Source organism: Winogradskyella ludwigii (assembly GCF_013403985.1).
GTDB classification, from domain to species: Bacteria; Bacteroidota; Bacteroidia; order Flavobacteriales; family Flavobacteriaceae; genus Winogradskyella; species Winogradskyella ludwigii.
Window position 1 is genome coordinate 380,554 of sequence record NZ_JABFDF010000003.1, and the last position, 13,273, is coordinate 393,826.

9 protein-coding genes are annotated in these 13,273 nt (G+C 32.5%); 2 read left to right on the top strand and 7 right to left on the bottom strand.

The features are described from left to right. Positions 1-41 precede the first annotated feature (41 nt). The 4 genes from HM981_RS09930 to HM981_RS09945 all read right to left on the bottom strand — a co-directional run bounded on the left by HM981_RS09930 (position 42) and on the right by HM981_RS09945 (position 6,558). The gene (locus HM981_RS09930; RefSeq protein WP_179338628.1) at positions 42-2,957 is read right to left on the bottom strand and encodes a PorP/SprF family type IX secretion system membrane protein; all 2,916 of its coding nucleotides are present in this window, start codon (positions 2,955-2,957) and stop codon (positions 42-44) included. A 1-nt stretch (position 2,958) separates the two neighbouring features. Further along, positions 2,959-4,362, bottom strand: a complete 1,404-nt coding sequence (locus tag HM981_RS09935; protein ID WP_246286206.1) for a T9SS type B sorting domain-containing protein — start codon at positions 4,360-4,362, stop codon at positions 2,959-2,961. 156 nt (positions 4,363-4,518) lie between these two features. Further along, entirely contained in the window at positions 4,519-5,844 is a 1,326-nt protein-coding gene (locus HM981_RS09940) for a hypothetical protein (RefSeq protein ID WP_179338630.1), read from the bottom strand. A gap of 261 nt (positions 5,845-6,105) precedes the next feature. Then, positions 6,106-6,558: a hypothetical protein gene (locus tag HM981_RS09945; RefSeq protein WP_179338631.1), complete on the bottom strand. Its 453-nt coding sequence runs from the start codon at positions 6,556-6,558 to the stop codon at positions 6,106-6,108. Positions 6,559-7,094: 536 nt separating this feature from the next. Here HM981_RS09945 and HM981_RS09950 point away from each other — a divergent pair. Beyond that, positions 7,095-7,706 (top strand): peptidase associated/transthyretin-like domain-containing protein, encoded by a 612-nt coding sequence (locus HM981_RS09950; RefSeq protein WP_179338632.1) that lies wholly within the window; start codon positions 7,095-7,097, stop codon positions 7,704-7,706. 110 nt (positions 7,707-7,816) lie between these two features. On the opposite strand, the gene HM981_RS09955 is transcribed toward HM981_RS09950, so the two are convergent. Both HM981_RS09955 and pta read right to left on the bottom strand, forming a co-directional pair. Then, positions 7,817-9,001, bottom strand: a complete 1,185-nt coding sequence (locus tag HM981_RS09955) for an acetate/propionate family kinase (protein ID WP_179338633.1) — start codon at positions 8,999-9,001, stop codon at positions 7,817-7,819. Between the two features lie 15 nt (positions 9,002-9,016). Further along, the gene (pta, locus tag HM981_RS09960) at positions 9,017-11,125 is read right to left on the bottom strand and encodes a phosphate acetyltransferase (protein ID WP_179338634.1); all 2,109 of its coding nucleotides are present in this window, start codon (positions 11,123-11,125) and stop codon (positions 9,017-9,019) included. A 236-nt stretch (positions 11,126-11,361) separates the two neighbouring features. Between pta and HM981_RS09965 the strand changes: the two genes are divergently transcribed. After that, complete coding sequence (locus HM981_RS09965) at positions 11,362-12,084, top strand: hypothetical protein (RefSeq protein WP_179338635.1); 723 nt, start codon at positions 11,362-11,364, stop codon at positions 12,082-12,084. Positions 12,085-12,099: 15 nt separating this feature from the next. On the opposite strand, the gene HM981_RS09970 is transcribed toward HM981_RS09965, so the two are convergent. Further along, the gene (locus HM981_RS09970; protein ID WP_179338636.1) at positions 12,100-13,068 is read right to left on the bottom strand and encodes a sugar phosphate isomerase/epimerase family protein; all 969 of its coding nucleotides are present in this window, start codon (positions 13,066-13,068) and stop codon (positions 12,100-12,102) included. Between the last annotated feature and the right edge of the window lie 205 nt (positions 13,069-13,273).

Below are 13,273 nucleotides of genomic sequence, written 5' to 3' on the forward strand. Positions count from 1 at the left end.
TTTCGGGGCAGAAAAGCAACTAAAAATCAGCTTAATTCTTATTAATTTTCAATCTTCACAATTGACATTTTTCCATTATATGGTCTATTCCCTTTGGTCTCTAATGCCTTATTAGCACTACTAATATTATCAAATTTCTCATAGTATATATAATCTTTACTGGTGTTAACATCATGGAAGAAATCTACATTAGTTCGTCCTGATGCTACAACTTTGGTTATAAACTCATTTCGTCTTTTTACATTACTATGTACAGCAATTATAAGGTAGTATCCACTTTCAATATGTTGAATATTTTTTAATATTTTAATGTTGTTACCAAGCGCTTCACCAAAATCAAAATCTTCAGCTTTAAAAGGTGTTTCGCTTAATGGAGTAGTGGACTTTATGTTTTCTAACATCGCTCTATCTTGACTAAACCTATCATCTTCATTACTAAAATCTGCACGTTTAATACGTCTTCTTTTTTCAACTTCTGTAGCGATTTTAATAGTTTCTAATCTCTGGTTCAATTGTGCTTTTACGTCGTTAGCTTTTACTTGTTCTGATTGTAACCTTTTGATTTCTTTTTTGTAGAATAATGAAACTTCATCCATAGCGAAAACACCATTTTCGATACGCTCTTCATAAAGGTCATTTAATTCGTCAATCTTATTGTTACGTGTGTTTATTACATTATCTAAATCTGCTTTAATTGCATTAAGCTTATTGTTTTCTGCAGTAACACTTTTAAAAGGTTTTGGTTGCACAGCGATACCTTGTTCACTTAGATCATTTTCTTCTTTTAAGTCTTTTAAATCTTGATCTTTAATAGCGATAATAGCGTTGAACTCTTTTAATAATTCGTTTTGATCTTCTTTAGAACTTTCAGTCAATTCTGAAATACTTTGCATTGATTTAGCTAACTCATCTGTTGGGATAGAAACAACTTCTTCTTTAGCTATTTGTTCTGCTAATAATGCTGCATTCGCTTCAGCTTCTTCTTTCGCTTTCTGTTCTGCTAATAATGCTGCATTCGCTTCAGCTTCTTCTTTAGCTTTCTGTTCTGCTAATAGTGCTGCATTTGCTTCAGCTTCCTCTTTAGCTTTTTGTTCTGCCAATAGTGCTGCATTTGCTTCAGCCTCCTCTTTAGCTTTTTGTTCTACCAATAGTGCTGCATTTGCTTCAGCTTCTTCTTTAGCTTTCTGCTCTGCTAATAGTGCTGCCTTTGCTTCAGCTTCTTCTTTAGCTTTCTGCTCTGCTAATAGTACTGCTTTTGCTTCAGCCTCTTCCTTAGCTTTTTGCTCTGCTAATAGTGCTGCATTTGCTTCAGCTTGTTCTTTAGCTTTTTGCTCTGCTAATAGTGCTGCATTTGCTTCAGCTTCTTCTTTAGCTTTTTGTTCTGCTAATAATGTTGCTTTTGCATCAGTTTCTTCTTTAGCTTTCTGTTCTGCTAATAGTGCTGCTTTTGCTTCAGCTTGTTCTTTAGCTTTTTGTTCTGCTAATAATGCTGCATTTGCTTCAGCTTCTTCTTTAGCTTTTTGTTCTGCTAATAATGTTGCTTTTGCTTCAGCTTGTTCTTTAGCTTTTTGTTCTGCTTGAAGTCTAGCTCTTGTTTCTGCTCTTTCAGCAGCTTTCTTATCAGCTTCTAACTTGTCAATTTTAGCTTGTTCTTTTGCTAATTCTTCAGCTAATTCTTCAGCTTTTTGGTTTTCTATTAGTTTAGCTTTAGCATCAGCTTCTTCTTCAGCTTTTTGTTCCGCTAATAATGCCGCTTTTGCATCTGTTTCTTCCTCAGCATTTTGTTTCGCTAATAGTATAGCTTCTTTTCTAGCATTCTGTTTTGCTAGTAGTGCTGCTTTCTCATCTGCTTCTCTCTTAGCTTTGGCTTTGATTTTTTCTTCTCTATCTAATTTAGCTTGTGCTAAAGCATCTGCTTTTTCTTTAGCATTAGTATTAGTTTTCTTGTTAGCAACTTTTGATTTTTTAGTTTTAGTGTAGCGACGTTTTTTATTTCCACCAGAAAGAAGACCAACAACTTCGTCTTCTCTGCTATAATCGTAATAATTATTGTTTTTAAATCGGTAAGCCAAAGTGATTTCATGAGAAGGACCATAAGTGCTTAAATCACCTAAAGCCTTTTCAAAATTATATTCAATAGCAATTTGTGTTGTAATATTAATTCCTAATCCACCAGAAGCACCATAAAGCGTATTGTATCCGGCTTGCGCCCAAATGCCTTTAGGAACAGTTACCATAGCTACAGCAGAAATGATAGTTTCATCTTTCTGAAAGTCTGATCGGATTAAACTTGAAAATTTACTTTCTTCAAAAAAGCCTCTGCCATTCATATAACCTGTATACATGATGTGAGCTTGGATACTTTGTTCAGGGTTGTCTTGAATAAGTTCTGAAGAATTAAAGTTATATAATGCGAAATTATTTAAGGCCAATCCAAAATCTAAAAACTCTGTACCGTAATTAATACCAGGATTAATAGTTAGTAGAAAGTTCTCAGGTAAATTTTGTAACGACGGATCGTCAAAATTAGTAATTACGTTTGCTGTATTAACTCCACTTTTATAAGCACCAATATTAAGACCAAATGTAAGATTGTTATATCTGGTTAACTTTGCATTGTAAGCGAAGTTCAAAATTCCACCAAAGGTGGTTAATACTCCATAGTTTTGTTGAAAAAGACCTAAACCGGCTCCTATGTTTTCTCCAAAACGACCAGAATAACTTGCTAAATAGGTGAGTGGTGCATTTTCAAATTGTACCCATTCTCGTTTATTGTATATACTGATATATTTTGTTTGTTCTCTAACAAAACTAAAAGTTGGGTTTATGGTGTAACGGTTAAATGTGAGTGAATTTCGTGTTGGTATGGCAAGCGAAACTACACCGTCGTCTTCTTGAGCATAGAAGTTCTGTACAGAAAATATAGATAATATAAGAAGTAAAAAAACTGCTTTCATATTATTTCACTACGGTAATAGTTCCTTTTTTAGTTTTATTATCAGCTGTTGTGATGATGTAATAATAAACTTGGTTAATGCTGGTTAGGTCTAAATCGTCTTCTGGCCAATTATTTAAGTATTCATTGGTCTTAAATACTATTTTTCCGCGATTGGTCATTATTATAATTTCAGTATCTGTGCCACTTATGTACTCCGTTGGTATTATCCATGTATCATTTATGTTGTCTCCGTTAGGACTGATAAGATTTGGAATATCTTCAACTTCAGGAAAAAGATCTAAAGCTTCAGCAATACTAAAAAAATACTCAACTGAAACCATACAGCCTGTTGTTTCTGAAACCACAACGCTATAATCTCCAAATTCAGTAGCTTCAAATGTTGCTCCTATAGCACCAGAAATAATAGTATCGTTTAAATACCATGTAAATTCAGGGCTTTGAGCTGTTGTTGTTACATTTACAGTTAAAGATTCGTCAGCTAACATCTCATTAAACTCAGCAACATCTATAGAACTGTCAAATAATTCGCTAACCAACTCAATAGAGCCAGAAGCAGAACAGTCTCCTAAATCTACTTGAACTGAAAATGTACCAGACTCATTAGTTTGATACATCTGACTAGTAGCGCCTGAAATAATATTACCATTTTTAAACCATTGGTAACTGTTACCTGCTATAGTAGATAGCGTGTTCATACCTTGTTCTGGGCAAAATGGATTTCCAAGACTTGAAGCTATTGTTGCGTTGGCTTCTCCTGAAATAGCTTCGCTAATTGTAACACGATTAGAAAAAGAATCTGACGTACAACTGCCATAATTTGTTCTTACAAAATAAGTACCTTCCGTATTTACAGCTAATGTTGCGCCATCTGCTACAAAAATGTTAGTTGTTGGGCTAGTTACTTTATACCACTTAAATGTTAGATTTGGATAGAGTAGAGGAGAGTCATTAGATCCAGTACCAGGATTATCTATAGACAGTAAATAACTACCACCTGCACAATAAGCACCAGTAGCTACTAAGTTATTTATTGTAAATGGTGAGTCTTGAATTTTATAGTAAGCTGCAAATGGTGTTGATCTAGAACTTGTTGCTACAGGAGCGCTACTCTTAATACGAATACGGTAATTTTCTCCAGCCGTTGTTTCTGGTAATGAAAAGCCAACCGTTGCAGGTGAAACCGTTACAGATCCAGGAGCTGTAGTATGTATAACTGTAGGATTTGTAAATTCTCCATCGGCGTCAGACATTTCAATTGTAAATTGATTTGAGGCATTTAATGCCGTCTCAGGTGAAAAAATAAAAGTAGTGTAATACGTATTAAAAGATGGACTTGCACAGGCTTGACTAAATCCCAAATTAGGAGTCCCAATAACTACTTGCGCATTGGCACGTGTTGACATACAGATGACAAGTAAGCAAATTCCATAGAAAATATTTTTCAGGATGGTTGGTTTAAGCATTTTATAGGGATTGTAATGTTTTAATCAATAAGCTGTTGTGGGTTTGTCAGAATCATAATAACTATTATTATGCGTTATCTTTTGCTGTAATAATTGTTATTCGTCCTCGTCATCATCGTCATCATCATAACTGTTTGAAGCTATAATTTTATTAATTCGTAATCTAAAATCTGGATATCTACTATTGTTAGAATCAATAAAAGTTTCAGAATCTGGACCTTTTGAATATACATTATCAAAAGCTCTACTTCCATACCAACTTTCTAAATCGTCATTGTTTCTGCTATCTTCTTTGAAAATGTTTCCTTTACAGTTATTAAAATAAGAGCTCGTAAATTTTATTTTACCTAAACTTTCACCATCGATTAATATACGGCTGTCAAAAATTACAGCTGGCATAAATCCAGAAATCACACTTTTATAAATATTAAAAGAGGCATCAGGACCAATAAATATCGCTTCTTGTACTAAACCAACTTTAATATCTGATTTTAAATCTTTACTTACATTAAGTAATGTAAGATTTTCAGCATTTACAAATGTTTCCTTTTTAGAAGTGTCTGCATCTTCTTTTAGATTGTATGAACTTACAGCAATACTTCGAGATCCATCTGCACTTGATATATAAGGAGATCTTATTGCTAAAGCGTTAGAAATATTACATTGTGTTCCTGTTCTAAAATCGTAATCATTTTTATTTGCTCTATACGATATTGTCTGTGTTAGGTTTACTTCTCCGCCTAGTATAGTAAATGAATTTCCTTTACAGTAACTAACCATTACATTATCTATAGAAGTCTTAAAGCCGACGCCTGCTAATGTAATTCCGCTAAACTCACCAAAATTCTTTGTTGTTTTACCTGCATATTCAACTCTAACATATTTTAAAGAACCAGAGTTACTTTCTACATTATCACCACCATAACTAATATTTTCGGTAGATGTTGGGTTTAATCCAAAATTAAGAGAAGCTATATTTCCAAATGTATTGATAGGTGCGTTACCTAATATAAAAATTCCGCCCCAATCACCTGCGTTTTTGTCAGTTCTACTAGATGTAAAAATAATAGGGTCTGTAGGTTCACCTTCAGCAAGAATTTTAGATCCGTTACTAATAGTTAAAGATCCTTTAGTTTTATAATCACCTAAGATTACAGTTCCTGGCTCTATAGTTAACGTTGTGCTATCTGTAACAAAAACATCACCAAGTAGAAGGTAAGTGTTTCGTTTTGTTAAAGTTATATTTTCAGAAATGTTACCTGTTAGTATTTGTGTAGCTTCACCATAATTAGGTTTGTTTGGTTGAAAGTCCGTCCAAGGGTCTAACCAATTATTGTAACCTGTAATTCCTTTTTCTTGTTGAGCAAATAAATTACTAAACACTAGTAAAAGCAGAAGCGTAGTAGATGTAATTTTTTTCATAATAGGTAAATTTATTATTGATAAATTATGGGTGTTGGGACTAATTACATCAAACATATAAATTTTATCTATGAAACACAAATAATATCGATAAAATACATTATTTAACACCCTTTGTAAGTTAAATACTACGATAATTTACTTTATGACGACTAATTGTAATGATAAACGGTTTTTATCAATAAATATTTACAAATAAAAAAACCTTGACCAAAAATGGTCAAGGTTTAAAAAAAACACATAATAATTAAAAAAAACTAACTAATCTTTTTTGAAATCTTCGTACGTATGTAATGCTTTTAAAGTTGATTCATAAAAAAGAATCGCTGCAATTAAATCTGTAGTATCAGAATAAGGCAATATCTTTTTTTGGAATTCTATAGTACTATCAAAATAAGTGGTAGAAGCTTCAATATTTTCTTCTAACGCTTTTTTATTATCTTTTGTATCTGGTATTCCAAGAGTCTCCATAGTAATTCCTGGTTTAGTTGCAAATGCTATATTTGGAAGGATATTTACAATAACTTCAATTCGTTCTATATATAGAACAAGTAAGTCTCCTTTTTTCATATCTTTTAAGTCAGAACGACTATGGTATTTTGAGATATTTACTTTACCGCTAATAATGCTTTGTGACTCTTTGTTTTTTTGAGCAAAACTAAAGCTTATCAACAGAAAAAATAGAGCACTAAATAAAGTAGATTTGGTTTTCATATTCACGCTTTTTTATTAATCTTAGTTAGACAAAACTATACAATTAATTAAATAAAACAACATATTTGGGGATTTTTCGTAAAACATTTTTACTTACGAAATACCAATTTCGAGGTTAAACTACTAGTTTACTTGATAAAACGCATATTTTATCGACGAAATACTTTAGGCGATTTTCATTTTACTTTCTACTTTAGTTGACACTATTTGCATACAAACTCAATTTAAAATTTATAAAATTAAGATATCTTTTGTGATTAAAAATTGTCTTTATTTTACAAAAACAAGCGCGAAAATTATATCTTATTTTGGTTGAAATACTAACGCATAATACCTCATAATAGTTTACTATAAATGAACTTGTTTAAGGACGTTTTACATTCTGTTTTATAGCTCTTATATATTTGTGATGAGTATTTCATCGGAAAATATGGTTTCTTTTTTCAGTTTATCGTAAAAAAAAGAGCATTGATGTGATTTTTAGGAGATTACCATTTTAAAGCATGAAATTTGGTTAAACCCAAATGCTTAACTAAATGAAAAATTTAATCAGATTAATTTGTTTTATTTGTTTCTTCAGTGTTATAAATCCTATTGCAGCACAAGAATCTAATTCAATTTTAGACCTTAATAGTCCGTTATACGATCGTGCAGAAGATCAATTAAGTAATACAGATACAATCCCGGATTATAGATCTAAAACCAATAAATTAAAATTAACAGGTATTATATATCAAAGTGATGGTATAACTCCAGCAAAGGATGTTATATTATTTATTGAGCAGCCTGATGAGGATGGTGATTTCGATTTAAGAAAAACAGGTGACGACCGTTATGTTTTTCATAGAAGTTGGGTTAAAACAGATGCTGATGGAAGATATACATTATACACATTTGTGCCAGGTGGAGATAGACGTTACAAACAACTACAACAAATATTCCCATTAATAAAAGCTCCTACACAACAGATTTATGAAGTTGATACGTTTCTTTTTGATGAAGATCCGTTACTTACTAAAGCATGTAGAAAACGTATGGCTAAAAAGGGAGATGCTACTCGAATTCTGAAATTAAAATCTTTAGAAGGTATGTATGTTGCAGAACGTAATATAATCTTAAAAGAAGATTTAGAAATTGCAAGATCTTAATTAAATATAAACAACACATTTTAAACGTCCTAAATTAGTCTTTAAGACGTTTTTTATATCTAATAGTTTTCTAGAAAAAATCTAAATCAGTTTAAAACTTAAAAACAACATTAACTGAAAAGCGTAAACGATTGTTTTGCAATTTCTAATTCTTCGTTTGTAGGAATCACTAAAACTTTTACTTTAGATTTAGGTAAATTTATTTCTCGCAATTCTTTAGAACGTAATTCATTTTTTGAAATATCCAGTTCAATACCAAAGTAATCCATATCCTCACAAACGAGTTGCCTTATAGTATTAGAATTCTCTCCAATACCAGCTGTAAAAACAATGGCATCTAATCCATTCATGGCAGCAGCATAAGCTCCAATATATTTCTTAATCCTGTAAGCATTCATAGCTAATGCTAGTTTGCAATCTTCATTACCTTTTGCGGCTTCGTTTTCAATATCTCTTAAATCACTAAAACCTGTTAAGCCTAACATGCCACTTTCTTTAGTAAGCAAAACATTTACTTCATCAACAGAATAACCCAAGCTATTTACTAAATACATTACAATAGCATGATCAATATCTCCACTTCTGGTACCCATTATTAGGCCATTAGAAGGAGTAAAGCCTAAACTATGATCTATACTTTTACCATCTACAACAGCTGTCATACTACAACCGTTACCTAAATGAATAGTAATAATCTTAGAGGTTTCTAGTTTTAAATAATCAAGGACTTTCTCTGTAACATATTTATGACTTGTACCATGAAACCCATAAACCTGAATGCCTTTTTCATTATAAAGTTGATTAGGAATTGCATATTTCTTAGCCTTTTCCGGTAACGTTTGAAAGAATGCAGTATCAAAAATAGCGGCTTGTTTAGCTTTAGGAAAAAGCTGTTCTGCAACAACTATTCCTGCAAGATTATTTGGATTATGTAAAGGTGCCAATGGACTAAATTTTTCAATCTCTTGTTTTACAAAGTCTGTTATTAAAGTGATGTTTGAAAATGAATTCCCACCATGAACTACACGATGGCCAACAATATCTATAGCGTCTGTATTACTAATAACTCCTTTGTTTGGATCTAATAATAGGTCTACCACTTTCTGTAAACCTTCTGTATGATTGGTAATACTCTCTATTTGCTTTATGTCTACACTATCAGTCTTATAATTAAGAATAGCATCTTTTTGGCCAATACGTTCTACCAAACCACTACAAATTAAAGATTCGGAAGGCATTTCTATTAATTGAAACTTTATGGAAGAGCTTCCAGAATTGATAACTAAAATATTCATACGCGTATTATGTTTTTAAATGCCTTGTGCTTGTATAACCGTTACAATAACAGTGTTAAAAATATCGTCTGTCGTACAACCACGACTTAAATCGTTAACAGGCTTGTTTAAACCTTGAATAATTGGACCAATAGCTAGGGCTTTAGTTTCACGTTGTACAGCTTTATAGGTGTTATTTCCGGTGTTTAAATCAGGAAATATAAAGACATTGGCTTGTCCTGCCACCTCAGAATTAGGAAGCTTTGTTTTACCAACATTGATATCTACAGCCGCATCGTATTGAATAGGACCTTCCACTTTTAAATCTGGTCGTTTTGCTTTTACAAGTTCTGTAGCTTCACGCACACGTACAACATCTTCGCCAACACCAGATGTTCCAGAAGAGTAAGATAGCATGGCAACTTTAGGTTCAATTCCAAAAGCTAAACTTGTTGCCGCAGATGAAATAGCAATTTCTGAAAGTTGTTCTGCAGTAGGATTAGGATTAATAGCGCAATCTCCATAAACAGAAACACGATCTTCTAAGCACATAAAGAATACAGAAGATACAATTGAGGTTTCAGGTTTTGTTTTTATAAATTGAAGTGCTGGTCTAATGGTATGCTGTGTGGTATGCACAGCACCAGAAACCATACCATCGGCATCGCCTTTATGTACCATCATTGTGCCATAATAAGAAACATCTTCCATTAAATCTTCGGCCATGGCGAGATTTACATTTTTATGTTTTCTAAGTTCATAAAGTGTATTGACATAGTCTTTAAAATTTGGCGATTCAATAGGGTTAATGATATTAATACGATTTAAATCTAAAGCAATATCTAAAATAGCTATCTTATCTTCGATCTGTTTTCTATCTCCTAATAAGGTAATATTTACAGCATCTACATCAATTAAATATTTAGTAGCTCGCAGAATACGTTCGTCTAAACCTTCAGGTAATACAATATGTTTCTTATTTAATTTGGCACGCTTCAGTAAGTTATACTGAAACATTCGAGGAGTAATTCCACTTGTTTCAAATGTATTTAAACGTTCTAAAAGTTCATCGGCATTAACATGCTTATCAAATTCTTTTACAGACGTATTAATCTTTTCAGTGTTCTCTGCATAAATCTGCGACTTTATAGTTCCTATGCGATTGGCTACAGCAAATGTGCCACCTTTAGCAGAAATAATAGGTACAATATCCGAAAGTCCTTTTATCAGTTTAATAATAGAATCCTCAGGTTTTAAACCACCTGTAAGTACAATACCAGAAATAGAAGGGTAGTTATCCGAAATATTAGCTTGTAACGCTCCTAGAATAATATCTGCGCGATCTCCAGGTGTTATAACTAAACCATTGTCTTTTAAATGGCTGATGTAATTATGCAATTGCATAGCACCAACACTAAAATTACCTGCCTGATTGTTAATGTGTGCTTTTCCAAATAGAACTTCAGCGTCTAAAGTCTCAACGATTTCTTTTATGGAAGGATTGGTTAAGGTTGGATTTAAAGGAATCGCGCTAACTATAATACCAGAAGGTAAATTACTTTCTAATTCAGAAATAATTGTAAGTTGATTTTCTTCTGTAACTTTATTAGCGACTATTGCTAAGACTTTAACTCCTTTGTCTCTAAACGAATCAAAAGCCATGTGCAAATTACTCACCAAATCATTAATAGTTTTACCCTTTCCGTTGGCTATTATAATGGCAGGTGCTCCAAGGTTTTTAGCAATTAAAACATTAATGTCAAATTCTATTATAGCGCCTTCTCCAGAAAAACTACTGCCTTCTACAAGAACAAAATCATAACGTTCTTCGACGGCTTTATATTTCTCAATAATAGTACTTATAATTTCGTCCTCTTTATTTTTATTCTTCAATTTAATAACTTCACTTCGTGTAAAAGCAAAGGCATCTTCATATTTTAAATCCAGATTAAAATAACTGGTAATTGTATTAATATGATTATCAATTTCGCCTACTTTAAGATCGTCTATAATAGGCCTGAAATAGCCTACTTTTGCTGCCTTACCCAATAACAATTGCATTAATCCTAAGGAAATTATAGACTTACCACAATTGGGTTCTGTGGTGGCTATGTAGATGGCTTTGTTGGTTGCTTTTTTGTTCATATGTTGTATGGAACTATAGGTTTTATACTCCGTGTAAGTCTGTCCTCACAAATTTAACGATTTACTAACGTTTAACCTTATAATATTTTATGAATTTGGTGTCAAATCACCACTTTATTTCAATTATATATATTCTTTTTAGATTCGTTTAGAGATTCCATTAAAATTGAGCTGTTATTTTTATAATACATCTCAAAAAATGTTACTTTAGGCATCCATTTAAAGACTATACAATTATGAAACTCTTTAATAAAGAACGCTTTAAGTTTGTAGAGGGCAAACGTTTAAAAAACTATCTCATCTATGCTTTAGGTGAAATTATACTGGTTGTGGTTGGTATTTTAATTGCTGTAAGTATTAATAGTTATAGCAATACCGCTAGTCTTAATAAGGCTAATGATGCGTTACGTGTTCAAGTTATTAAGAATTTAGAAAATGATATCACTAAGGTCACTCGTTTTCAAGACAAGTTAGAAACGCTTAATCAAAACTATTTAGCCATACTAGGACGTTCTAAAAACACACCTCAAGCTACTATAGAACGTTTAACTGCTATGTTACCGTTTAAAATTGAAGTTTTATCACTACGTAAATCTACCATGAATTTAATAGATAATGCAGAGCTTAATACAAGCAAAGCAGCAGCAGGAATGCTTAATCTTAGTAACACTTACAAGGTTTATTTAGCAGATATTAGTGATATAGAAGCCGTTATTTTTGAAGCGATGTCCGCGAATTTGAAATCTGTTGAGGAAACCCAAGATTGGTATGTAGAATTTGTTACTGATTTTAACTGTAATTCAGACTGTTTTAATTACTTAGCAACAGATAAAGGTCATATCGCACGTATGGCGTCTTTACGCTTTTTATATGACGATCAGTATAGTCAGATTATTGATGGATTTAAGAATGATTTAGAGTTTTACCTTGATGTGCTTAAAACGTCTGGTGTGAACTAAATTGATGTCACGCGCTTATTCTGCATTTTTCCAAGTATTTCTTAAATACGCTAGATCTTTTTTCATGTAGTTGAAAACCTCTTTTTTATCCATTGTTAGTTTTGAATGGCCTTTTTCTGCACCACCTAAATCGTATTCTAAATGCAATGATACTGGTACATTAATTTTATAGGTTTTGAGTAACGAAAAGTAACGGTTAAAATCTACCATACCTTCACCAAGAGGTACGTTAATCGGTTGCCATGTTCCGTCTTTAATTCCCCATTTAAAATCTTTTATTACAATAGAATTAATGAACGGTTTAATACGTTGTAAACCTAGTTCCCAACTGCCACCACCTTCTGCAACAGCATGTCTAATATCGTATTGGCAACCCATAAATTGGCCGTTGGTAGCTTCTAAAATAGGAAGCAAATCCCAAACAGGAGCACCAACATGTTTGCCCCAATGATTTTGGTAACCACCAATAAGGCCTAACTCTTTGTTACGTTTTTCGAGCTGTTTTGCTTGTTTGGCATATTGTGCTTGACTCTCTTGTATGGATTGATTTTCTGGATATTTTAACCAATCGGTTCGGTAATGTGAAAAGCCCAATTGGCTTGCGGTTTCTAAAACGCTTTGGTTTACGGTTTGGCTAATATCCCAAACGTTGGTAGACATTAGTTTTGGTTGAAGTCCATGGCTTTTCATCGCTTCTACAGCAATAGGTAAGTCTTGCTCAACGTTTTCTGGTAATACGTGACCTTTTCGACGTACAGTGAGATCTAAACCGTTAAAACCCATGTTTACAGCCGCTTCTGACATGTCATTATAATTGAGAAACTGTAAGTGTTTAGAGAACAAATGCACTTCTAGATCTTCTTTTGGTGAGCTAACTACTGTTTCTAATTCATTTTGAAAAGAGAGTAGTGGTAGTGCTGCCAAACCTAATGCAGATAGTTTGGCAAAATCGCGTCTTGAAAAGGCATTGGAAGGCTTAGTCATCTTGTTGTGTGTTAGTTTCAAAACTAAAGATAGCTCTTTTTAATTAGATTTTGGAACCTTTAAAAAGGTATGGCATACCTATCTCAAGTAAACCTTTAACATAGACTTAACCTTATTTTATCGCGTATTGGCATTAAATACACTAACTTATAAGTAATTCAAAATCAATAAATTATAATACAAAACTTAAACCAACCCAAATGAC